25 protein-coding genes and 1 pseudogene are annotated in these 22945 nt (G+C 71.0%); 10 read left to right on the forward strand and 16 right to left on the reverse strand.

Annotation, left to right across the window (positions count from 1 at the left end):
• Positions 1-149: 149 nt before the first annotated feature.
• From GEV10_24915 to GEV10_24925, 3 genes are all read right to left on the reverse strand, one after another.
• Complete coding sequence (locus GEV10_24915) at positions 150-1700, reverse strand: DNA polymerase Y family protein (GenBank protein MQA81680.1); 1551 nt, start codon at positions 1698-1700, stop codon at positions 150-152.
• A 2-nt stretch (positions 1701-1702) separates the two neighbouring features.
• Positions 1703-2362, reverse strand: a complete 660-nt coding sequence (locus GEV10_24920; protein MQA81681.1) for a hypothetical protein — start codon at positions 2360-2362, stop codon at positions 1703-1705.
• Between the two features lie 112 nt (positions 2363-2474).
• Positions 2475-3311, reverse strand: coding sequence for an alpha/beta fold hydrolase (locus GEV10_24925; GenBank protein ID MQA81682.1), 837 nt, complete (start codon positions 3309-3311; stop codon positions 2475-2477).
• A gap of 13 nt (positions 3312-3324) precedes the next feature.
• On the opposite strand from GEV10_24925, the gene GEV10_24930 reads away from it, so the two are divergent.
• Positions 3325-4740 (forward strand): L,D-transpeptidase family protein, encoded by a 1416-nt coding sequence (locus GEV10_24930; protein ID MQA81683.1) that lies wholly within the window; start codon positions 3325-3327, stop codon positions 4738-4740.
• Between the two features lie 15 nt (positions 4741-4755).
• Here the strand turns inward: GEV10_24930 and GEV10_24935 are convergent, their stop codons facing one another.
• From GEV10_24935 to soxR, 7 genes and pseudogenes are all read right to left on the reverse strand, one after another.
• A complete protein-coding gene (locus tag GEV10_24935) occupies positions 4756-6177 on the reverse strand; it encodes a family 10 glycosylhydrolase (protein MQA81684.1) in 1422 nt (473 codons plus the stop codon).
• Positions 6178-6382: 205 nt separating this feature from the next.
• Complete coding sequence (locus GEV10_24940) at positions 6383-7180, reverse strand: metalloregulator ArsR/SmtB family transcription factor (protein ID MQA81685.1); 798 nt, start codon at positions 7178-7180, stop codon at positions 6383-6385.
• Positions 7181-7254: 74 nt separating this feature from the next.
• Complete coding sequence (locus GEV10_24945) at positions 7255-7764, reverse strand: methylated-DNA--[protein]-cysteine S-methyltransferase (GenBank protein ID MQA81686.1); 510 nt, start codon at positions 7762-7764, stop codon at positions 7255-7257.
• Between the two features lie 28 nt (positions 7765-7792).
• Positions 7793-9262 carry a helix-turn-helix domain-containing protein gene (locus GEV10_24950; protein ID MQA81687.1) on the reverse strand — a complete coding sequence of 490 codons (1470 nt, stop codon included), beginning with the start codon at positions 9260-9262 and terminating at the stop codon, positions 7793-7795.
• Positions 9263-9378: 116 nt separating this feature from the next.
• The gene (locus tag GEV10_24955) at positions 9379-10254 is read right to left on the reverse strand and encodes an LLM class flavin-dependent oxidoreductase (GenBank protein MQA81688.1); all 876 of its coding nucleotides are present in this window, start codon (positions 10252-10254) and stop codon (positions 9379-9381) included.
• Positions 10255-10285: 31 nt separating this feature from the next.
• Positions 10286-11199, reverse strand: a pseudogene (locus GEV10_24960) (zinc-binding dehydrogenase).
• Positions 11200-11324: 125 nt separating this feature from the next.
• On the reverse strand, positions 11325-11780 hold the full coding sequence (soxR, locus tag GEV10_24965; protein MQA81689.1) for a redox-sensitive transcriptional activator SoxR: 456 nt from the start codon (positions 11778-11780) through the stop codon (positions 11325-11327).
• Positions 11781-11870: 90 nt separating this feature from the next.
• Between soxR and GEV10_24970 the strand changes: the two genes are divergently transcribed.
• The 3 genes from GEV10_24970 (at position 11871) to GEV10_24980 (ending at position 15475) form a co-directional block, all read left to right on the forward strand.
• Entirely contained in the window at positions 11871-13802 is a 1932-nt protein-coding gene (locus GEV10_24970) for an ATP-binding cassette domain-containing protein (GenBank protein MQA81690.1), read from the forward strand.
• Between the two features lie 322 nt (positions 13803-14124).
• Positions 14125-14772: a TetR family transcriptional regulator gene (locus GEV10_24975; GenBank protein ID MQA81691.1), complete on the forward strand. Its 648-nt coding sequence runs from the start codon at positions 14125-14127 to the stop codon at positions 14770-14772.
• A complete protein-coding gene (locus GEV10_24980) occupies positions 14765-15475 on the forward strand; it encodes a hypothetical protein (GenBank protein MQA81692.1) in 711 nt (236 codons plus the stop codon). The genes GEV10_24975 and GEV10_24980 overlap by 8 nt, the downstream gene beginning before the upstream one ends.
• Positions 15476-15497: 22 nt before the next feature.
• Here the strand turns inward: GEV10_24980 and GEV10_24985 are convergent, their stop codons facing one another.
• Positions 15498-16121: an FMN-binding negative transcriptional regulator gene (locus tag GEV10_24985; GenBank protein ID MQA81693.1), complete on the reverse strand. Its 624-nt coding sequence runs from the start codon at positions 16119-16121 to the stop codon at positions 15498-15500.
• A 170-nt stretch (positions 16122-16291) separates the two neighbouring features.
• Positions 16292-17821, reverse strand: a complete 1530-nt coding sequence (locus GEV10_24990; protein ID MQA81694.1) for an altronate dehydratase — start codon at positions 17819-17821, stop codon at positions 16292-16294.
• A 193-nt stretch (positions 17822-18014) separates the two neighbouring features.
• On the opposite strand from GEV10_24990, the gene GEV10_24995 reads away from it, so the two are divergent.
• Together GEV10_24995 and GEV10_25000 are read left to right on the forward strand one after the other, a co-directional pair.
• A complete protein-coding gene (locus GEV10_24995; protein ID MQA81695.1) occupies positions 18015-18383 on the forward strand; it encodes a hypothetical protein in 369 nt (122 codons plus the stop codon).
• Between the two features lie 24 nt (positions 18384-18407).
• Positions 18408-18971 carry a PadR family transcriptional regulator gene (locus GEV10_25000; GenBank protein ID MQA81696.1) on the forward strand — a complete coding sequence of 188 codons (564 nt, stop codon included), beginning with the start codon at positions 18408-18410 and terminating at the stop codon, positions 18969-18971.
• A 22-nt stretch (positions 18972-18993) separates the two neighbouring features.
• On the opposite strand, the gene GEV10_25005 is transcribed toward GEV10_25000, so the two are convergent.
• Entirely contained in the window at positions 18994-19398 is a 405-nt protein-coding gene (locus GEV10_25005; protein ID MQA81697.1) for a VOC family protein, read from the reverse strand.
• Between the two features lie 70 nt (positions 19399-19468).
• Entirely contained in the window at positions 19469-20083 is a 615-nt protein-coding gene (locus tag GEV10_25010) for a LysE family translocator (GenBank protein MQA81698.1), read from the reverse strand.
• A 111-nt stretch (positions 20084-20194) separates the two neighbouring features.
• Between GEV10_25010 and GEV10_25015 the strand changes: the two genes are divergently transcribed.
• The 4 genes from GEV10_25015 to GEV10_25030 all read left to right on the forward strand — a co-directional run bounded on the left by GEV10_25015 (position 20195) and on the right by GEV10_25030 (position 22160).
• Positions 20195-20647 carry a winged helix-turn-helix transcriptional regulator gene (locus GEV10_25015; GenBank protein ID MQA81699.1) on the forward strand — a complete coding sequence of 151 codons (453 nt, stop codon included), beginning with the start codon at positions 20195-20197 and terminating at the stop codon, positions 20645-20647.
• 81 nt (positions 20648-20728) lie between these two features.
• Complete coding sequence (locus tag GEV10_25020) at positions 20729-21064, forward strand: metalloregulator ArsR/SmtB family transcription factor (GenBank protein MQA81700.1); 336 nt, start codon at positions 20729-20731, stop codon at positions 21062-21064.
• The gene (locus GEV10_25025; GenBank protein MQA81701.1) at positions 21061-21537 is read left to right on the forward strand and encodes a polyketide cyclase; all 477 of its coding nucleotides are present in this window, start codon (positions 21061-21063) and stop codon (positions 21535-21537) included. The genes GEV10_25020 and GEV10_25025 overlap by 4 nt, the downstream gene beginning before the upstream one ends.
• Entirely contained in the window at positions 21534-22160 is a 627-nt protein-coding gene (locus GEV10_25030) for a deaminase (GenBank protein ID MQA81702.1), read from the forward strand. The genes GEV10_25025 and GEV10_25030 overlap by 4 nt, the downstream gene beginning before the upstream one ends.
• Here GEV10_25030 and GEV10_25035 read toward each other — a convergent pair.
• Together GEV10_25035 and GEV10_25040 are read right to left on the reverse strand one after the other, a co-directional pair.
• Positions 22133-22654, reverse strand: a complete 522-nt coding sequence (locus GEV10_25035; protein ID MQA81703.1) for a hypothetical protein — start codon at positions 22652-22654, stop codon at positions 22133-22135. The genes GEV10_25030 and GEV10_25035 overlap by 28 nt on opposite strands.
• Before the next feature lie 132 nt (positions 22655-22786).
• The coding region (locus tag GEV10_25040; protein MQA81704.1) for a GNAT family N-acetyltransferase at positions 22787-22945 on the reverse strand (159 nt) is incomplete at its 5' end.

Genomic DNA, 22945 nt, shown 5'->3' on the forward strand with positions numbered 1-22945 from the left:
CGGTGCCGCTCATGCGCGACCGCCTCCTCCCGGGCCTCCGGCAGGAGCCGCGCCACTCAGCACACGACTCACCCACCCAACGCGACTCCTACCTCCAGCCCACTCGTCGGCTCCTACGCTCCATGGAATCGGCGGATTCTCCCACCCCATCAGTACCTCGCCTCCATTTCCCACCGGCCGTCGCGGACGCACAGCAGCCAGGCGCGCCCGTCGTCCGTCGTCACCTGGAACCTGGCCGTCCGGGAGGCACGCGCGGGGTCCCACCAGTACTCCCTCGCCGGCCACGGACCGGTCCAGCCGATGACCGCCAACGGCATGCCGGCGAGGCCGTCGACGGTCAGCAGCGCGGGAGGCGCCGACACGACGTTGCGCTCGTCGACGGTCACCACCGCGTCGTCCGCGGCGACGAGGGAGGCGGGCACCGGGTGGGGTGGGACGACGGCCGGCAGTGGAGCCGGGACGCGTCCCGGCCAGCCGCCCTCGAGGGGCAGCAGCGGGGTGTCGGAGTCGCCCCACGGCACCCGGGTCACCCGTTCGCCGGGACCGCGCCCGCCGCCGAGTACCGGGCGGGTCACCGCGGCGTGGCCGAGCATCGCCTGGACGCGGGACGCCGCGCGGTCGACCCGTTCGTCGGGCGCCGACTCGCCCCACAGCGCGAGCTGCCTGCCGTCGTCGGCCACCAGCTGGTCGGGCACGAGCCGGAGCGAGACGAGGCCGCCGGTCAACGCCTCGTCCACTCCGGTCGCGGTGCGCCAGGCGTCGAGCTGCCAGCGCACGCGTTCGGCCACCGCCGTCGCCGACAGCAGCCCGTCGTGCCGCCACAGGCGGGACCATCGCCTGCCGTCCTCCGTGGCCACCTCGACCTCGATGCGCACGCAGCTGAGCCCGAGGTCGGCCAGGGTGGTGTGCAGCTCGCCGGCGAGCGCCTTGGCGATGAACACCACCCGCTCGAACTCCTCGACGGGAGGGTCGAACGCCTGCCCGACGGTGAGGTCGCGACCGGGGTCGCGCGGCGCGAGCAGCCGGGGTTCGAGGCCGCGGGCGAGCCGGTGGGCCGTCGCCCCGTCGACGCCGAACCTGGCGAGCACGTCGTCGCTCGGCAGCGCCGCGAACTCCCCGAGCGTACGGAGTCCGAGCCGGATCAGCAGGCCGGCGAGCTCGGGCCGGTCGAGCACGTTCACCGGATGGTCGGCGAGGAACGCCTCCGTGTCGTCCGACGGGACGACGGTGCGGGGCTCGTCCGTGCGTGCCGCGAGCATCGCGGCGAACAGTCCGTCGGCGATCCCGACCCTGGCGTCGAACCCGGTCTCGCCGACCACGGTCTCGTGGACGAGGTCGGCGAGTGCGCGTTCGCCGCCGAAGTACCTGGCCGGCCCCCTGGCCGGGAGGGCGCAGACGCCGGGGCGTACGACCTCGACCCGCGGGCAGCGCTGCTCGACGTGGACCACCACCTGCTCGAACATCCGGGCCTGGTGGTCGGGGTCGTCGTCGCGGACCACCAGGCCGGGGCAGGCACGCTGCGCGTCCCGCAGCCGCTGGCCGCGCTTGACGCCGCTCTCGCGTGCGCTCCCGGAACAGGCCACCACGCATCCGGACGCGACGACCGCGACCGGCGCGTCGGTGTGGGCCTCGGCGCTGACCACCGGCCAGTCGGGACACCAGACGACGAGGACGCGCGTGGGGGAGCCGGTGGACGTCACGGTCACGCGATCGCCTCCTCACGCGCCGGCTCGGGACGCCGGTCACCGGCGGCCTCCCCGGCAGGACGCACGCCGCCGTCGGCCGCCGGGAGCCACAGCCGCAGGGTGCGCGGCCGGACCGCGCCGCGGCGCCCCTGCGCCGTCACCTCCGCGTAGCGGCCGCCCAGGTGCCCGTGGCCGTCGGCCACCCCGGTCCACCGCGCGGTGGACACCCGCAGGTGGAGGTCGGCGCCCTGCCACGGGCCGGCGACGACCAGCGCGGACCCGTGCCGGCGGGCCAGGGCGGTGAGCCGGCGCGCGACGTGCGGCGCCGGCTGGTCGGCGAGCCCGGTGAGCACCAGGTCGATGCCGTCGAGCAGGGCGGCCACGACCTCTGCCCACCGCGGCCCCGGCCGGTCGACGAGCAGCAGCCGGTGCGGATCGACGCCCATCTCGACCGCGGACAGCACGCCGCAGTCGGGCATGCCCACCACCGCGACCCAGCCCCCCGTGGCGGACGGCCCCGCGGCCAGCGCGAGCATCAGGGCCGGGTCGTCGACGGTGGCCACCGAGCCCCGCCGCAGCCCGCCGTCGGGCAGCAGGTCGCGCACCGCCGGCAGCGCCGGCAGCACGCCCACGGCGGACTGCCGGCTTTCCCCAACGTCGACCAACCCCCTGGACAAGCCCACGCCTCACTGTCGAACATATGTTCGACTACGTCAAGCTGGGGCGAGCCAGACTTCCGGCAGGGTGTTCACCCGGTGCCGCCGTAGGTTTCTTGCGGGGCCTGCTCGGTCAGGAGGCCGTCTCTGGTGCATCGAGGAAGGTGGTAACGACGTCCAGGACCAGCGCGGTGCGGCTCAGCCCGAAGAAGTGCGTGGTGCCGGGGAACACCGCCAGCTGCGAGGCCGGGACACCGGCGAAGTCGCCGTTGACGTCGCCGCCGCGCAGCCGCAGGAAACGGACGGCATGGTCCAGGGTGACCATGTCGCAGTCGCCGACGGTGATCAACGTCGGCGCGGCGATCCCCTCGATCTCGGCGTCGGACCAGCCGGTGACGCCCTTGTCGAACGTCCCCAGCTTGTCCAGCAGATCCTGCAGCTTGTCCGGGTTCGGCGACTTGGCCAGGTAGTCCTGCTCCATCGGGGTGCCGGCGATCATGTCGACCGTCATCTCGCCGACCGCCTCCGCGTTCTCCCCCCGGTCACCGTCCGGGTGGAACGACACGGACGACACGATCAGCTTGCGGAGCAGCTCCGGGTGCCTGGTCGCCAGGTGCAGCGCCACCGCGCCACCCACGCTGAACCCGAACACGTCGACCTGCGGGACCCCCAGGTGCTCGAGCAGTCCGACGACGTCGGACGCGAGGTGGGCGCTGGTCAGCGGGCGGTCGATGTCGCCGGTCCGCCCATGTGCCTGGAAGTCCGCGGCGATGACCTGCCGCGTCTGCGCCAGGCCGGGCAGGACCTCACCGAACTGAAGGTCGATGTTGAACAGCCCGCCGTGCAGCAGGAGCAGTGGCGTCCCACCCGAGCCGTGGATCTCGTAATACATCTGCAGGCCGTTCACCGCTGCGTATCCCGTCTCGGCGGCCGGGCTCGTGTACGGCGCTTCCGTGGACTGCTCGGTCACTGTCGTCTCCTCGATGGGCTGCACGGCTGAGGGACGAGCCTTGCAGACTCTCGGCGACTCGTCGTACGCCCGTGAACGTATTCGACGCTCCGCGGCCGAACGCACACACCGTCGTCCCGCGTCCAGGTGCGACCGCTATCCTGAGCCCGGTCTTTTCGCGTCTCAGCAGATGGCGTCGGGGAAAATGAGCTTTGACAACGATGCCGTGTACGCACGGCGGGTCGTAGGTGCCGTACTGGTGATCGCCGCCGTGATGGCACTCGTCGACGTCGGCCACGGATGGGGCCGCGCGGAGGATCGTGGCGCCGTGCCGACGGCGTCGGGGTCGCGGTCACCGACGCCCGCAGCGGCGGCGGCGCGGGTGAGCATCGAGCCCGCCGACGATGCCCGGAAGGTCCGACCCGACCGGCCCGTCGTCGTTCGTGCCGCCGGTGGTCGCCTCACGTCTGTCTCGGTCACCTCCAAGGACGGGCGTGACCTCAGCGGCAGCTTCGACGCCGACCGCACCACGTGGACCTCGACGTGGGCGATGAGCCCGTCCGCGCGGTACGTGGCCAAGGCGACCGCGGAGAACCGTGACCACGAGGCGACGACGGAGACGTCGGCGTTCCGTACCCTGACGCCGCGCGCGACGTTCGGTGCGACCGCGAACACCATCGCCCCCGGCGGGTCGACGGTCGGCGTCGGCTTCCCGCTCATCCTCGACTTCTCCGTGCCGATCGAGGACAAGGCCGACGTCGAGCGGGCCCTCGAGGTGCGGATGTCGCGGCCGGTCGAGGGAGCCTGGCACTGGACGAGCGACACCCAGATCGTGTTCCGCCCCAAGGAGTACTGGCCGGCACACCAGAAGATCCGCCTCGTCGCACACCTGACGGGCGTGCGTGCCGCACCCGGCGTCTTCGGGGACAAGAACCTGTCGAAGCGATGGACCGTCGGCGAACAGGTCATCGTCAAGGCGAGCGCGAAGACCAAGCGCGCGGTCGTCTACGAGAACGGCGAGAAGGTCAAGAGCTGGCCGGTGAGCATGGGCCAGGGTGGTGTGTGGAAGTACCACACCACGTCCGGCATCCACCTCACCATGGGCAGGAGCAACCCGGAGCAGATGATCTCGCCGGGGATCGAGAAGGGCCAACCCGGGTACTACGACGAGCTGGTCTACTGGGCGGTCCGCATCTCCAACAGCGGCGAGTACATCCACTCCATGCCGAGCACCGTGTGGGCACAGGGGCGCCAGAACGTCAGCCACGGCTGCATCAACTCCCCGCCGAAGAAGGCGGAGTGGTTCTACGAGTACCAGCACCCGGGTGACGTGGTCGTCATCACGGGCACGCCGCGCAAGCTCGAGTACGACAACGGTTGGGGCTTCTGGCAGAAGTCGTGGAAGTCCTGGGTGGCCGGCGGCGCGCTGAACAAGCCGGTGACGCCCTGAGCCGGACCGGCCCGGTCACTCGGTCGTCTGGCCCGCTCCGGGGCGGCTCTCGTGGCCGAACCGGTCGAGCGCGGTCACGTGGTAGGTGTACGTCTGTCCCGGTCGCGCCGTGGTGTCGAGGTACGTCTGGGTGTCGCCCGAGGTGCGGCGGACGGTCGTGAGCAGCTGCCGGGCATCGGCGAACCCGCACGCACTCGCGGACCTGCCGGCGAAGCGGTAGACGGCGTACGACGTCGCCGCACGCTCGGCACCGCGCCAGCGCACCGTGACACCGTCGGCGTCGTCGGCCTCGACCGCCGTCGTCGCCGGCGGTGCCGGCGCGCTGCCGCCGCGGCCGGTCGCCCGCGGGACGAGCGCGGGCCGGGCGTAGTGGTCCTCGACCAGCGCCGTCACTCCGCCGGCGCCGTCGGCGCGCATGCTCGCCGCGCTGAAGTACACGTCGCCGGTCACCTCGGGGTGCCTCCGGTTGACGGCGAGGTGCCTGCTCAGCTCGTCCGATCTCCGCCACGGACCCTCCGTGCCCAGCCGGTACGCCGCCTGCCCCACGTACAGCCGCACGCCGGTGCCACGTACGACTCCCGACCACCAGCGCACCAGCGTCGTGTAGTCGGCGATGTCGTAGCCGAGCTGCCAGTAGAGCTGGGGGACGACGTAGTCGACCCAGCCGCGCTCCACCCATCTGCGCGAGTCGGCGTAGATCGCGCTGTACGACTCGAGTCCGGCGGTGTCGGACCCCCGCGGGTCGCTGCGTGCGTTGCGCCAGATCCCGAACGGGCTGATGCCGAACCACACCCACGGCTTCGCCCGATGGATCCGTCGACCCATGTCGCGCACCAGCAGGTCGACGTTGTGCCTGCGCCAGTCGCCGATCGAGTCGAACCCCGCGCCGTACTTCCGGTACGTCGCCCTGTCCGGCAGCTTCTTGCCCGGGAGCGGGTAGGGGTAGAAGAAGTCGTCGAAGTGCACGGCGTCGATGTCGTACCTGCGCACCGCGTCGAGCACCGCGCGCTGGACGAACTCACGCGCGGCCGGGACGCCGGGGTCGTAGTAGAGACTGTCGCCGTACCGGAACACCCAGTCCGGATGCGTGCGTGCGGGATGGTCGCGAACCAGCTTCCTCGGGTCGTTCCCGAAGCTCGCGCGGTACGGGTTGAACCAGGCGTGCAGCTCGAGGTTCCGTGCGTGCGCCTCCCGCACGGCGAACGCGAGCGGGTCGTACCCGGGGTGCACGCCCTGCCTGCCGGTGAGCCACTCCGACCACGGCGCGTACCGCGACGGCCAGAAGGCGTCCCCGGTGGGTCGCACCTGGAGGACCACGGCGTTGAGCTTCAGCTTCCGCGCGAGGTCGAGCCACGCGACCAGCTCGGCGCGCTGCCGCGCGGCCGAGAGCCCGGGTCTGCTCGGCCAGTCGATGCTGCGGACCGAGGCGATCCACATGCCGCGCAGCTGTCGTTTCGGTGCGGTCTCGTCGGTCCGGCAGCCGGCGGACGTCGTCGGCGGCGCGGGCGCGCTCTCACTCTCGTCCGCCGTGCAGGACCCGGCGAGCGTGAGTACCAACGCGACCGCAACGGCGACGAGTCGCACCTGACCACCTCTTTCGGTACGACCCCCATCGTCGCCCCTACGCCCGTCCTGCGTCCCGTCAGGTGCCGACCGGGGCGGGGACGAGGTCGTCGGTCTCCAGGAGGGTCTTGAGGTCCGACACCAGGCGCGGCCAGCCCTCGCTCACCATCGTGCGCATCGTGCTGTCCGGCGGGAAGCCGTCGTGCACGACGGTGAGCTTGACCAGGTCGTCGACCGGCTCGATCTCGAAGGTCACCTTCGACCTGGTCTCCTCGGCGAGGGCGGTGAAGACCTCGTCGTCGATCCCGTGGGTCTTCGCGAACTCCGGCGTGATGGTGTGCCAGGTGTACGAGAGTCGGCGGCCGGGTACGGACTCGAGCACGACCTGCTCGGGATCGGCGGTCGTCACGTCCTGCTCGTGCCAGGTCATCGGCGAGCCCTCTGCCCAGTCCGTGTCGAACGTGACACCCCAGTAGCGACGGGTGAACGCCGGGTCGGTCAACGCCTGCCAGAGCCGCTCCGGCGTGGTCGTGATGTAGGTGGTGTAGACGAACTCGTTGCTGGCCATGTGCTCCTGCTCCAATGCGGTCTTCAGGTCGTCGAGCGCGTTCGCCCGCGCCCGGTCGTACCGGCTGATCCACCGTTCGGCGATGGCGTTGATCGGCGCGGCGTTGAGGTGGTGCAGCTTCTCCCGGCCGCGCCACCGCGTGGTCACCACGCCGGCCGCCTCGAGCACCGCGAGGTGCTTGCTGACCGACTGCCGTGCCATGTCGAGTCCGACGCACAGGTCCCGCAGGGTCTGCCCGTTGCGGCCGTTGAGGCTGTCGAGCAGCCGGCGCCGGCTCGGGTCGGCGAGCGCCTTGAACACCGCGTCCATCCGCCCTCCAAACATGCAGCCGTTCAGTTGCCTTTTACGATAGGCATCCGAACGGCTGCATGTCAACAGGAGCGTCAGGCAACCTGGAGCTGACCGCGCTCGTGGGCCAGCAGGTAACGCTTGCGGTCGAGGCCGCCGCCGTACCCGGTGAGGTCGCCGGTCGACCCGATCACGCGGTGGCAGGGCACGATGATGCCGATCGGGTTGCGCCCGTTGGCGAGACCCACGGCTCGCGCCGCCGACGGCCGGCCGAGGCGGTCGGCGAGCTCGCCGTAGGTCACGGTCGTGCCGTACGGGATCTCGCGCAGCGCCGCCCACACCGCGAGCTGGAACGGCGTGCCGGCGGGCGCGAGCGGGAGGTCGAACGTGGTCAGCGTGCCCGCGAAGTACGCGTCGAGCTGCTCGACCACCGCGGGGAGCGCGGTGTCGTCGCGCTCGCCGAACGTCGCCTCGTCGGGCAGGTGGCGCTGGGCGTCCATGTAGAGGCCGGCGAGCCCATCGTCGGCGGCGACGAGGGTGAGCGGGCCGACCGGGCTCTCGGTCACGGTGTGCGTGCGGTGTCCGGTGCGGACGGAAGCGGGCATGGTGCTCCTTGTCGGGATGGTCGTGGCGTCAGGCGGGCAGGCGGTTGATGGCGTGGTCGCCGGTCGCCCACAGGTACTGCACGGCGTACGCACGCCACGGCCGCCACGCGAGCGAGTGGGCATCGAGCGCAGCCGGAGCCGTCGGCAGGCCGAGCTCCTCCACCGCCAGCCGGACGCCGAGGTCGGTCGCGGGGAACGCATCGGGGTCGCCGAGCGCGCGCATCGCGATGCTCTCGACCGTCCACGGACCCACGCCGGGCAGTGCCGCGAGCCGCCGCCGCGCCTCGTGCCAGTCGCTCCCCGACCCCAGGTCGATGGCACCGGCCGCAAGCGCGTCGACGACCGCGCGGAACGTCGTGCGCCTGCTGCGCGGCATCGCGAGCGACTCGGGATCGACCTCGGCGAGGGCCGCGGGCTCGGGGAACACGTGGGTGAGTCCGCCGTCGCGGTCGTCGACCGGCGTGCCGTACGCCTCGACGAGACGGCCGGCGAGGGTGCGAGCCGCGGCGGTCGACACCTGCTGGCCGAGCACGGCGCGTACCGCGAACTCGGCGCCGTCGACGGTGCGGGGCACCCGGCGCCCCGGGTTCTTGTCCACGAGCGGCGTGAGGACGGGATCGTCGCGCAGCAGCGCGTCGACGGCGACGGGATCGGCGTCGAGGTCGAGCAGCCACCGGCACCTGCTGATCGCGATGGACAGGTCGCGCAGGTCCGCGAGCGTCAGCCGGCAGACGACGTGCTCGGGATGCGGTTGCAGGCTCACGATGCCGGTGCCGTGGGGGAGCCGCATCGTGCGCCGGTACGCGCCGTCGCGCCACTCCTCGACCCCGGGCACCGCGGTCGCCGCGAGGTGACCGAACAGGTTGTCGGGACACAGCGGCGCACGGAACGGGAGACGGAGCGAGAGGGTGCCGGGCGCCGCGTTCGGCCTGCCGGCGGCGACCCGGGCGCGCAGTTCGGTGGGGGAGAGCCCGAACACCGCACGAATGGTGTCGTTGAACGTCCGGATGCTCGAGAAGCCGGCGGCGAACGCCACGTCGCCCATCGCCAACGTGCTCGTCTCGACGAGGAGCCTCGCGGTCTGCGCACGCTGCGCCCGTGCCAGGGCGAGCGGGCCCGCGCCGAGCTCGGCCCGCAGCTGCCGCTCGACCTGGCGCGTGCTGTAACCGAGCCGGGTCGCGAGGCCGGGCACGCCGTCCCTGTCGACCACGCCGTCGGCGATGAGGCGCATCGCCCGCGCCACCAGGTCGGCACGCTCGTTCCACCTGGGCGAACCGGGGCTCGCGTCCGGCCGGCACCGCTTGCACGCGCGGAACCCCGCCAGCTGCGCGGCGGCCGCGCTCGGGTAGAACCGCATGTTCTCGGGCTTGGGCGGGACGACCGGGCAGCTCGGCCGGCAGTAGATCCCGGTCGTGACCACGGCGGTGAAGAACCACCCGTCGAACCGGGCGTCCTTCGACTGGACGGCTCGGACGCAACGTTCCACATCGGTATGCACGTGGCAAGCATCGCCTCTGGTCATGGCGATGGTCTAGCGAGAATTCGACAGCTACCCCCGATCGAGGACGATGTCGGATTATCGCGGATCGGGTGGCCGACCCAACCGCCACGCCCTTAACGCAGGAGGCTCACGGTCTCGGCCAGGAGGTCGCACTGACCGCGCCAGTCGCCGTCGGCGAAGCCCATCACGAGATGGGTCGCTCCCGCGGCCCGGAACTCGGCCATTCGACCGGCGGCTTCGTGCGGACCGCCGGTGATCGGCACCTCGTTCATCTGGACACCATGGCTCGCGCCGAGTCTCGCCGCGATCTCAGCCCGGGACGGCATTCCGTCACCGAGGGCCCCGGTGGTCCCCACGGCGATCGCACGGGGCGCGTCGCTCATCTCGGCGAGGCGCGCCGCGCCGATGGCGACAGTGCGTGCTGTGACGAGTGACGGGAACCAGCCGTCGCCCACCCGCGCCGCGCGCCGGATCGCGATCGAGGACGCGTTGCCGACCCAGATCGGCGGGCGGGTCACCGACGGCGCCAGCACGATGTCCTGATCGCCGAATCGGACCGGCTCGCCGGCCAGCAGTGCGGGCAACAGGTCCAGGGCGAGATCGGTGCGACTACCGCGATCGGCGTAGGCCACCCCGGCAGCCGCCCACTGCTCGGGGCCGCCGCCGGAGCCCACGCCGAGGATCAGTCGCCCGCCGCTGACGTGCTGCACGCTCGTGATCTGCTTGGCCGCCCAGGCGAGTGGCCTGATCGCGGGGACGAAGACGCCCGCGCCGATCGCGATCCGCTCGGTCACGGCCGCGACCGTGGCCAACCCGACGGCGAGGTCGAGCGAAGGCTGACCCGTGGCGAGATGGTCACCGTGCCAGACACTGTCCAGACCGGCGCCCTCCGCATGCCGCGCGGCGATCCGCAGATCGATGCCGTCCCGGCGCTGGGCGGTCAGGGAGGGCAGGACCACCCCGACCCGGAGTCCGCTGTCACCCGTCATGACCACGCCTTCCTGTGCACGGAAGACCCGGTCAGTCGAGGGTGATGACGATCTTGCCTCGGACGTTCCCGGCCCGGTACGCGCGGTGTGCGTCGGCGGCTCTGGCCCGGGGGAAGGTCTCGAGGATGTGCATGGTCAGCTCGCCCTTGGCGTACCGGCCGGCCAGTTCGGCCAGCCGTGCCGCCGACCGGGTGAACGGGGTGACCCGAATCCCCAGCTGCGGAGCCTTGTCGTGCTCGACGAGCGTCAGGATGCGCCGCCTGTCCCGCACGAGCTCAAGGGTGGCATCCAGCGCGTCGCCGCCGACCCCGTCCAGGCAGGCGTCCACGCCCTGGGGGCCAGGGCCCGCACCCGGTCGACGAAGTGGGCGCCGTGGGCGATCGGGACCGCGCCGAGTGAACGCAGGTAGTCGTGCTGGCCCTCGCGGGTGGCACCGATCACCTCGGCGCCCCACAGCCGGCACAGCTGCACTGCGATGGTGCCCACCGCGCCGGCCGCGCCGTTGATCAGGACCGTGTCACCCGCACCGACACCGATCTCCTTCAGTCCGATGTCCGCTGTCTGGGCCCCCGCACTGAACCCGTCGGCCACCTCCCACGACATGTTCGCCGGCTTGGCGGTGATCTGGTCTGCCGCGACCACGAGGTGCTCGGCGTAGCAGTTCAGGGTGCCGAAGCCGAGAACGTGGTCACCCGAGGCGAACCCGTCCACCCCGTCACCGACCTGGTCGACGACTCCGGCGAACTCGTTGCCCGGGATCTGTGGAGCCGCCGGGTCCTGTCGTCGGTGGATGGTGCCCGCCACCACCGCGATGTCGAACGGCTGCACCCCTGCGGCCTTCACCCGGATCCGACACTATCCAGGACCTGCCTGCGGCTCGTCCACGTCGATCAGCCGCAGAACCTCGGGTCCGCCTGGCTCGAAGAAGCCTGCTGCCTTTCTCACAATCGTCTCCACTTCGTCGACTGATCCAACCCGCGCCGAACCGGCGGTCAGGACAGGGAGAGACCGTGGATGCCGATCCTGCAACCTCAACGTTGCTCGAGGTCAAGGGGCGGTGTGGCCGCACCTCAGCTCTCCAGCAGGCGCCGTGGGCCCGCGCCGTGCGCGCCGAGGGCGTCGCGCGGGTTGGCCATGCCGCAGCGGTCGATCGACAGGCACCCGCAGCCGATGCACTCGGAGAAGTCGTCGCGCAGCTGCTGCAGCGTGTGGATGCGCCGGTCGAGCTCGTCCTGCCACCGCGACGAGATCCGCTGCCAGTCCCTGCGGGTCGGCGTGCGCTGCTCGGGGAGTAGCGAGAGGACTTCCGCCACGTCGGCCAGCGGGATGCCGACGTTCTGTGCGATCCGGATGAACGCGACGCGGCGCAGGACGTCGCGCCGGTAGCGTCGCTGGTTGCCGAACGTCCGCCGGCTGCTGATGAGTTCCTGCCGCTCGTAGAAGTGCAGGGCGGACACGGCGACTCCGCTGCGTGTTGCCACCTCTCCGACTGTCAGTTCGTTCTGGTTCCATCTGGGTTGATGCACGATCGTGCCTCGCTCGCCATTGACCTGAACAATGCTTCAGGTCCTATCGTGCGAGGAGACGACGGTCAAGGACGCGGAGGAAGCAAGCACATGAGCATGGAGACCACGGCGTGGACGTCGCTCTACCACGCGATGAACGCCGAGGAGGAGCGTCGGCCGTTCTCGCGGGCGACGCTGCGCCGGATCGGCGCCTTCGCACTGCCGCACCGCGCGATGCTGATCGGCTTCCTGTTGCTGAGCGTCGTCATCGCGGTGCTCGGCGTCGCCACCCCGGTCCTCGCGGGCCGGGTCTTCGATGTCATCGTCGACGGCCGGGCCGTCTCGCTGGTGATCACGTTGGCCGTCGTCATCGCGGTCATCGCCGTGGCGGAGGCAGGCGTCGGCATCGTGGCGCGCTGGCTGTCCGCGAAGATCGGGGAGGGGCTGATCCTCGACCTGCGCACCGCCGTCTTCGACCACGTGCAGCGCATGCCGATCGCCTTCTTCACCCGCACCCGCACCGGCGCCCTCGTCAGCCGGCTCAACAACGACGTGATCGGCGCGCAGCGCGCGTTCAGCGACACGCTCTCCGGCGTCGTCACCAACCTCGTCGCCCTGGTGCTGACGCTCGTCGTGATGCTCGGGCTGTCGTGGCAGATCACCCTGTTCGCGCTGATCCTGCTCCCCGCGTTCGTGGTGCCCGCCCGGCGCATGGGCAAGCGACTCGCCCGGCTCGAGCGCGAAGCGGCGAACCACGACGCCGCGATGAGCACGCAGATGACCGAGCGCTTCTCCGCACCCGGCGCCACCCTCGTCAAGCTGTTCGGTCGACCCGCGCACGAGTCCGCCGAGTTCGCCTCCCGCGCACGCCGGGTGCGCGACATCGGCGTGCGCACGGCGATGGTGCAGTGGATCTTCATCGTCGCGCTGACCCTCGTCTCGGCCCTCGCGGTCGCCCTCGTCTACGGGCTCGGCGGCTTCTACGCGCTGACCGGCTCACTGGACACCGGTGACGTCATCGCGCTCGCGCTGCTGCTCGTCCGCCTCTACGCCCCGCTCACCGCGCTCGCCAGCGCGCGGGTCGAGGTGATGACCGCGCTGGTCAGCTTCGAGCGGGTCTTCGAGGTGCTCGACCTCGAGCCGCTGATCGCCGAGAGGCCGGGCGCGGGCACCGTTCCCGACGGTCCCGTCTCCGTCGAGTTCGACGACGTCCGCTTCGCCTACCCGTCGGCCGACAAGGTCTCGCTCGCCTCACTCGAAGAGGTCGCGAAGCTCGACCGGCGCGGCGGCGTCGAGGTCCTGCACGGCATCTCGTTCCGTGCGGAGCCGGGACAGATGGTGGCGCTCGTCGGCTCGTCGGGTGCCGGCAAGTCGACCATCGCCCAGCTCATTCCGCGGCTCTACGACGCCGACTCCGGCGCGGTCCGGCTGTCCGGCGTCGACGTCCGCGACCTGACGTTCGACTCCGTGCGCGACACCCTCGGCATGGTCACCCAGGACGGCCACCTCTTCCACGAGACGATCAGGGCCAACCTGCGGCTCGCCCAGCCGGAGGCGACCGAGGAGCACCTCTGGGAGGCGTTGCGGCGGGCCCGTCTCGACGACCTCGTGACGTCGCTGCCCGACGGGCTCGAGACCGTCGTCGGTGAGCGCGGCTACCGCCTCTCCGGCGGCGAACGGCAGCGGCTGACGATCGCGCGGCTGCTGCTGGCCAGGCCCCGGGTGGTCATCCTCGACGAGGCGACCGCCCACCTCGACTCGACGTCGGAGGCCGCCGTCCAGGCCGCGCTCGGCGAGGCTCTCGCCGGCCGCACCGCGGTCGTCATCGCGCACCGGCTGTCGACCGTGCGTGCCGCCGACCTGATCCTCGTCGTCGAGGACGGCCACGTGATCGAGCGCGGCACCCACACCGAGCTGCTTGCATTGGGCGGCCGGTACGAGGAGCTCTACCGCACCCAGTTCGACCAGTCCACCGTGGCGGGGAAGACCCCCGACTCGCCGACCCCTACGCTGCCTCCGACACCGGCGGTCGCGCTCGACTGACCCTCGAGAGCACCCGCCGCCGCCCGTGGACTCCGGGCGAATGATCATGTTCAGTTGGTGAAGCCGTACTGAACACGGCGCATGCGCCGTGGGAAGTGCGCACTCACCGTGGGAAGTCGGAGGCGCCCGCCCTGGCCGCTCACCCGCGCCGAGGTCGAGGCCTTCGGTACCGACGGCGTCTCGACGGTGCGCTTGGAGGACCTCGCCGACGCGGGCGACCCGCCGATCCGCCGCTGGCGCGGCGAGTTCCTCCGTCCCGCCTGACGCCCTGCCCGACCCGTCGCGGTTGGCACCTCCTGATTTCGTGTATAGAGTCCTGGTTATGCAACCAGGAAATGAGGTAAACGACCAGCGCGCTGGTCGCTCCTTCATCGAGTCGGCGCGCCGCGCCCAGATCGTGCGTGCGGCCATCGACACGATCGCGGACGTGGGGTTCGGCAAGGCGTCGTTCGCCCGCATCGCGGAGCGTGCGGGCATCAGTGCGAGCCTGATCTCGTACCACTTCGCGGCCAAGGGCGACCTCATCGAGCAGGTAGTCCGCGACGTCGACGCCGAGATGGACCGCGCCCTGACGGAGCGCGCCGAGGGCGCGGAGACCTACCTCACGGCGTTGCGCGCGCTGATCGAGGGTTTCGTGCACTACTGCGCAGAGCACCCGGCGGAGATGCTCGCCGTCGGCCGGATCCACAACGCCACGCGCGGCGACGAGCCGTCCGGACGCCGGGTGGCCGAGTACGATGCGTCGCTGCAGGAGCTCATCGACATGCTCCGTGAGGGGCAGGAGGCGGGGGAGTTCCGTGACTTCTCGCCGCGGTACATGGCGGTGACGATCACGGCGGCATTCCAAGGGGTGCCGGGAGAGCTGTTCGCCAAGCCCGACACCGACGTGGCGGCGTACGCGGACGAGCTGGCGACGACATTCGAGCACGCCGTGCGGCGTGCGATGCGGGGGAGACGGAAGAATGGCTGACGTGACGGACCGGAAGCCGGCGACGGTCGTCGCCGAGCCCGCCTGGGGTCGGGTCCTGATGTGGGTCGGGCTGCCACTGGTCGGGGCGGGCGCGGGATTCGGGCTCTCGCGTCTCGTCGACTGGTTGCTTGGCCTGCCGTGGACCCCGTTCGAGGGACCGCTCCGGCTGCTGCAGTCGATCCCCGCGCCGTTCGACATCATCGCCCCGATCGCCGTGGGCGCCGTGGCCGGGCTCGTCCTCGCGGGGATCGGTGACAGTGAGATGCTCATCGTCACCGTGGCCGGCGACGAGGTGACCCTCAAGCGCGGCGACACGACCAGATCGCTCCACGCCGCCTCGGTCGCGGGGGTGTTCGTCGAGGGCAAGCAACTCGTCCTGCTCGGCCGTCACGACGACGAGCTGGCGAGGGAGAAGTCCGACCTCGCCGCGACCGCACTGCGCGAGGCGTTCACCGCGCACGGGTACGACTGGCTGCCCGCCGACCCGCACAGGGACGCGTTCCGCCGCTGGGTCGAGGGCACCCCCGACCTGCCCGCCGGCGCCGATGCCCTGCTCAGGGCCAGGTCACGGGCACTGGAGAAGGGCAAGAAGGACGAGCTCACCGAGCTGCGCGACGAACTCGCCAGGCTCGGCGTCGTCGTCCGCGAGGACGACAAGACGCAGTACTGGCGTCGCTCGGGCACGCCGTCGATCCCGTCCTGACTCACGAATCAGCGCTGCTGGCTCAACGCGTACGTGTCTCGCGCATGGCCTGCGCGGTCGCCTCCTGAGCCGTCGCGCCGAGGCCGTCGATCACACCGTCGACGTCCGCCTCGGGCCGGTTCTGGCTGAGCTTGAACTTCGCCTCGACGCGGGAGATCAGGAGCTCGACGCCGACGATCGCCCGCAGCTGACCGGCGACGAACCTCCGCGGCGCGTCGTCGACCGACCACGGCCGCTCCCTGGCGGCCTCGTGCCGCTCGGTCAACCGGCGGACCAGGACCTCGACCCACGTGGGGTCGTCGTGCACGACGAGCTTGCCGTACACGTGGGCGGTGACGTAGTTCCACGTCGGGACGACCCGGCCGTGCTCCCGCTTGCTCGCGTACCACGACGGCGTGACGTACGCGTCGGGACCACGCACGATCACCAGCGACTCGCCGAGGGCCGGGCGTCGCCACTGGTCATTGTTGCGGGCCAGGTGGCCGAGTAGAGCGCCGTGCTCACCCGTCGCCTCGTCGTGGACGAACGGCAGCATCGTCGCCACGAGACCGGTGTCGGTCGAGGTAACGAGGTCGGCCGCACCGTGGTTGGCGAGCAGCTCGCGCACGGCGTCGTCATCCGGGCGGAAGTGGTCGGGCACGCACACGTCTGGCCCCTTCCCGTGTCGGCGTCTCAGCCCACTTCAGGCTAGCTCCCGCCCGTCCGGTCCGGCGACGGAACGCCTGCGGACCTGTTCGTCGTACGCGGCGAGCCCGGCTCGTTCATCCATGCGGACACCCGACCAGAAGGCAGTCGAGAAGGGCAACCGCATTCCAGTCAGATGACCGCGCCGACCTGCCACGGGACGAACTCCTCGTCGCCGTAGCCGAGCTCCTCGCTCTTGGTCGGCAGGCCGGACGCCGTCCGAAGGGCAAGGTCGAAGATCTGCTCGCCGAGCCCTTCGATCGTCGTCGAGCCGTCGAGGACGACACCCGCGTCGACGTCCATGTCCTCCTCCATCCGGCGGTACAGCTCGGAGGTCGTCGCGAGCTTGATGCTGGGGACGGGCTTGCAGCCGAACGCCGAGCCCCGGCCGGTCGTGAAGCAGACGAGGTTGGCTCCGCCCGCCACGAGCCCGGTCACGGAGACGGGGTCGTAGCCGGGGGTGTCCATGAAGACGAATCCCTTGGACGTGATCGGGTCGGCGTAGCCAACGACGTCGCGTAGTGCGGTCGTACCGCCCTTCGCCACCGCACCGAGCGACTTCTCGAGGATGGTGGTGAGGCCGCCGTCCTTGTTGCCGGGGGAGGGGTTGTTGTCCATCGTCCCGCCGTGCGCGGCGAGGTACTCCTCCCACCACGCGATGCGGTCGAGCAGCTTCTGGCCGACCTCGCGGTCGATGGCCCTGCGGGTGAGCAGGTGCTCGGCCCCGTACACCTCGGGCGTCTCGGCGAGGACGCCGGTGCCGCCGTGCCGGACGAGCAGGTCGACAGCCGCGCCGAGCGCCGGATTGGCGGTGATGCCCGAGTACCCGTCCGAGCCGCCGCAGTTGGTGCCGAGCACCAGCTCGCTCGCGGGCACGGTGGCGCGCCGCTCCCGGTCGGCGTCGGGGAGGATCTCACGGATCCTGGCGAGTCCCTCCCGCACCGTCCGCGTCGTGCCGCCGAGGTCCTGGATCGTCGACTTGACGAGCGGCATCGACGACCGAGCGCCGGAGTCACCGACGATGCCCGCGATCTCGTTGTGCTCGCAGCCGAGACCGATCACGAGGAACCCGTAGAAGTTCGGGTGGCCGAGGTAGCCGCGCATCACCTTGCGCAGCATCTCCAGGCCGGTGTCGTCGCCGATGCCGCACCCGGTGCCGTGGGTGAGCGGGACGACGCCGTCGACGTGCGGGAAGTCCCCGAGCATGCCGGACAGCCGCGCCTCCTCGGCGATGCGGCGCACCGCCGTCGCGGAGCAGTTGACCGAGCTGAGGACACCGATGTAGTTGCGGGTGCCGACGCGGCCGTCGGACCTGACGTAGCCCTCGAACGTCGCCCGGTCGGCGTCGGGCACCGGCTCGGGCAGCCACGCGGTGCTGCCGAACTCGTACTCGGCGCCGACCGGCTGGTACGCGAGGTTGTGCGTGTGGACGTGCTCGCCGACCTCGATCGGGCCTGCGGCGCGGCCGATGACCTGACCGTACTTGTGCACGGGGGCACCGTCGGGGACACCCATGGTCGCGACCTTGTGACCGCGCGGGACCGGCTCGCGGGTCCGTCCGCCGCCGGGCAGCGGATGGCCGGTGGGGAGCTCGGTGACGGCGACGGCCACCTCGTCGTCGGGGTGGAGACGCAGGACGTCGGCGGTGGTGACGGCGGTCATGTCTCGACCGTAGCCGTCGCGCGGGGGAACGGTACGGCGTACGTCGAGCGATGTTCCGCACGATCTCCTGGGGGGAGCCGCGAGGGACGCGACCCCATTAGCCGAATTTGGCTAGTTGGCGTACGCTTCGGTTGAGTAGCCAAACTTGGTCAATGAGGGAGTGGTCGAGATGTCGTCATTGACGCCCTACGTGATGGTGCGCAGCGCGAAGGCCTTCGTTGAGTTCATCGAGAGCGCCTTCGGTGCCGAGGTGTCCCACGTGGTGCCCTTGCCCGCCGATCCCGAGCGGGTGATCCACGCCGAGGCACGGATCGGCACCGGCGTGCTGTTCTTCGCCGACTCAGGGCCGGACGGTCGCCAGTGCCTGCCCACCCCGGCCGAGCCGGCCCACATCCAGCTGTGGACCACCGTGCCGGACGCCGAGGCGGCGTACACGCGGGCGGTCGCCGCCGGTGCCGCACCTGCCATGGCGGTCACGGCCCAGGACGACGGCAGCCGGATGGGCGGCTTCGTCGACCCGTTCGGCACCTTGTGGTGGGTCAGCACGAGCTCACCGAACTGAGCGTCGAGCCGGGGAGGACGACAGATGTCGGCGATTCGCCTGCTGGTGCTCGGCGCGGTGCGACGCCGCGGGCGCGCACACGGCTACCAGGTGCGGTCCGACCTGGAGTCGTGGGGCGCGCACGAGTGGTCGAATGCCAACTCGGGCTCGGTCTACCACGCGCTCAAGGCCATGACCGGGCAGGGCATGCTCGTCGTGCACGAGACGACGCCGAGCGCGGCGGGCGGACCGCCGCGGATGGAGTACGAGCTGACCGAGGAGGGCGAGCGGGCGTACCTCTCCCTGCTACGCACGGCGCTCACGAGTCGTGATCCCCGGCTCGACCTGCTGGCCGCCGCGGTCGGCCTCGTGGACGACCTGCCACGGGACCAGGCGATCGACCTGCTGCGTCAGCGCGCACAGGCGATGGACGAGTGGCGGGCGAGCATCGCCGCGCACCTGCCGCCGGACACCGACCTGGAGACCTGGGGCCCGGTCGGCGAGGTCGTGGGGTTGTGGCTGCACACCGCGGACAGCCGCGCGGAGTGGACCCACCGGCTGATCCGGCGACTGGAGGCGGGGGCGTACCGCATGGCCGGCGAGGAGTGAGGAGCCGTATGTCGAGCCGGGCTCAGGTGAACAGGCAGAACGGGTGGCCGGCCGGGTCGTAGAGCACCCGGACGTCGCTCTGGGGCTGGATGTCGGCGAGCGTCGCACCGCACGAGACCGCCCACGCCGTCGCGGACTCGAGGTCCTCGACATAGATGTCGAGATGCTGCGTGCTGTGCTGCCGGCCCGGCTCGCTCGGCCATCGCGGCGCCGAGTAGTGCCGCTCGTACTCGAAGTTCAGGGTGATCCGACCGTGATCGCTGGTCGACCTCAGCTGAGCCCACCCGGCCTCGGCCGGTTCGCCCGGGCGAGGTGGGTCACTGGCGGAGAGCTCGGTATCCAGCAGGCGCGCGTAGAACCGCGCGAGCTCACGGGGATCCGGCGCGCCGATGGTGACTGAGGTGACCTGCAACCGGACCGCCTGCATGCATGACCCTCCGTCCGCATCGACCCGCCCATCATCGCAGACCTGACCATAAGGACTTGCCTTGCCGACGTCACGCGGTCAGGTGCTGGACGAGGAGAGCGCCGCCGAGGACGACCATGCCTGCTCCGGAGACTCGGGAGACGTTGCGGGCAATGGACGGGCGGGCGCCGAGCAGTGCTTGTGCCGCTGCTCCGACGCACAGGTAGACCACTCCGCAGGTCAGGGTGAAGGTCATCCCCAGGGTCGCCATCTGCAGCGGGATCGGCCAAGGTGCGTCGGGATCGGTGAACTGCGGCAGCACGGCCACGAAGATCAGGAGGCCCTTGGGGTTGAGGCCACTCACTGCCATGCCGTGCAGCACGGTGCACAGGTCGGTGTCGCCGGTCGATGCGTCGCGGGCGTTCACGGATGCCGGGTGCCTGAGAACCCTGATCCCGAGCCAGGCCAGGTAGAGCCCGCCGATGATCGTCAGTGCCGTGAGCGCGATCGGGGTCGAGGCGACCAGGAGGCCCAGCCCTGTCGACACGACTGCGGTCGTCACCACATAGCCGAGCACGATCCCGGTCGCGGCCGGCACGACCTGGCGGCGCAGGCCGGCGGTGATCGCGAAGGCCCAGTCGGGTCCTGGCACCACGATCAGGAGGGCGGTCAGGACCCAGAAGGCGAGGATCGAGCTCACCGGCACGGGGTCGTCCCTTCCGTCGGGATCGGTGCCGCCGCAAGGCTAGGCGCGATCTGCCGGAAGATGGTTTCGACTTCGACCCCGCTGGGGCGCTTGTGTGGAAGCATCGCCCCCATGGACGCGATCGATCGGAAGATTCTTGCTGTACTGCAGCAAGAGGGGCGACTGACGCTCACCGAGCTGGCCGAGCGCGTCCGACTCAGCGTGTCCCCATGCCACCGCCGGCTGCGGGCTCTCGAGCGCGACGGCACCATCATCGGGTACCGCGCCGTGGTCGACCCCGCGGCGCTCGGACTAGGGTTCGAGGCACTCGTCTTCGTGACCATGCGCCAGGAAGACCGCGACACGCTCCTGGCCTTCGAGGACGCCGTCGCGAGGATCCCTCATGTGCTCCTGGCCCAGCGCCTCTTCGGAGACCCCGACTACCTGCTCCGCATCGTGACCGCCGACCTCGCCGGCTACCAGGAACTCGAGGACGACGTGCTGGCCGCCCTCCCAGGCGTGCAGCGTCTGAACTCGACCCTCGTGATGAAACGAGTCGTCACCGACCGACCGCTCCCTACCTGAACAGACTGCCTCATCGGTAGGGGAGTGGCCGCAACACTTAGCCCTTGTGCTAAGTGTGGTTGAGGGCTAATACTTAGCCACATGGCTCAGTATTCGGCGGTGCTCGACGGCGTGTTCGTCGCGCTTGCCGACCCGACGAGGCGTGCCGTGATCCGGCGGCTCGGTCGCGGGCCGGCTAGCGTCGGCGACCTCGCGAGCGAGGCCCCTATGACGTTGCCGTCGTTCATGAAGCACGTGCGGGTGCTGGAGTCGAATGGCCTGATCCGCACGGCGAAGTCCGGCCGGGTGCGCACCTGCGAGCTCAACCCGGAGCGGTTCGCGCTCGTCGAGGACTGGCTCACGGAGCAGCGACGCATCTGGGCGGTCCGCACCGATCGCCTGGAGCGGTTCGTCACCATCCCCAAGGAGGAGCATTGAATCTCGATCTCGATCTCGGCATCGACCGGGTCATCCGCGCGCCCCGCAAAGCCGTGTGGGATGCGTGGACCGATCCGGCCAACCTGGCGCAGTGGTGGGTGCCCGCGCCGACCCACTGTCGTGTGGAGCGTCTCGACGTCCGGCCCGGCGGCGCGTTCGTCACGCTGATGAGCGACGACGGCGACGCGTTCGTCCCGCATCTGGACGCGTGCTTCCTCGTGGTGGACGAGCTCGAACGGATCGTGTTCACCAACGCGATCGACAGCGGATGGCGTCCCACGAGCCCCGCACCGATCCTGATGACCGCCGAGGTCGTTCTGCGGGACCACCCGGACGGCACCGACTACCGGATCACCGTGCGCCACGGCGACCCGGCCGCCCGCGCCCGGCACGCCGAGCTCGGCTTCGCCGAGGGCTGGGGCAGCGTCGCCGACCAGCTCACCCGGCTCGTCGAGAGCGGGGCCGGGCGATGAAGGTCGCCGTGCTGGAGTTCATCACCCTCGACGGCGTGAGCCAGGCTCCTGGTTCGTCCACCGAGGACACCAGCGATGGTTTCACCAAGGGCGGCTGGCTCGTGCCGCACATGGACGAGGTGTTCGTCCGGCGCACGTCGGAATGGCTGGACTGCGCCGACGGCCTGCTGCTCGGCCGGCGGACGTACACGGCGTTCGCCCGCGACTGGCCGGCGATCACCGACCCCGACGACCCGTTCACCGAGCGGATGAACTCGCTGCCGAAGTACGTCGTGTCGAACACGATCGAGGCGGGGAGCTGGTCGCCGACCACGGTGCTCCGCGGCGACCCTGTGGAGGCGGTCCGCGAGCTGAAGACGCGGCCGGGGCGGGAGTTGCAGGTCCACGGCAGTGCCCGGCTCGCCAGCGCGCTGCTGTCGGCGGGGATCGTCGATACGCTCCGGCTCGTCGTGGCGCCCGCCGTGCTCGGGTCGGGCCGCCGCCTGCTCACCCATCCCGCCGCGGCTACCGGACTTCGACTCGTCCGGCACGAGGCCACGACGCGGGGTCTGCTGCTCCTCGAGTACGAGGTCACCGGCGCTGCGGTCGTTGGCGACTACGCCGGCGTCACGGATCTCCGGTAGCGGCTGACGCGGCGGCGGCAGTAGTGGATGGTAAGTGCCAGCAGCAGGGGACCCCAGATCACCATCGGTGCATACGAGACGAGCTGGACCGTCGTCGGTAGCCCTGGCTCGGTGCCGACGTCGAAGGTGGTGCCGGTGAGTGCCGCGTATGCCACGCCGCCGGTCCAGATGGCGGTCAGCCCGACCCCGCCGACAGCAGCCAGCACCGTGGGGATCCATGTCGGAATGCGCCGCCCGCGGAGCGGCGGCAGCCACGGCGGTACGACCTCGCCCCACCGCTGGACGAGCCCGAACGCGAGCAATGCGAGCAGCTCGCTGACGATGCACAGCAGGATCATCCGCACGTCGCCGAACACCGTGTCCAACCGAGACCGGTGGATCCACGCCGCGTCGTACCCGAACGGGAACTGCACGATGATGCCCAGCCGCCACACTGCGGACGGGAGAGTGCAGACCGCGATCAGATGTGCGGCGACCCGGGCCCACCCCGGCACGCCGGGTGCGTATTCGGACCACCGCACCCGCGGCCGGACCGTAGCAGCTGTCATGTTCATACCGACGAGGATGTCCGGCGATCCTGCGCCGCACCTCGGCCGATCGGCCGATCCCTTCCCGGCCGAAGGGACCTATCGGCAAGACGGAAGCTCCCGCCTGATCAGCCCGTAGACCCACGAGTCAGAGACCTCGCCGTTCACGACGCAGTCTTCCCGCAACGTCCCTTCACGCACGAACCCGAGCTTCTCCAGCACGCGGGCTGATGCCATGTTGCGTGTGTCGGTCTCAGC

The sequence above is a fragment of the Streptosporangiales bacterium genome, from assembly GCA_009379955.1.
Classification (GTDB): Bacteria; Actinomycetota; Actinomycetes; order Streptosporangiales; family WHST01; genus WHST01.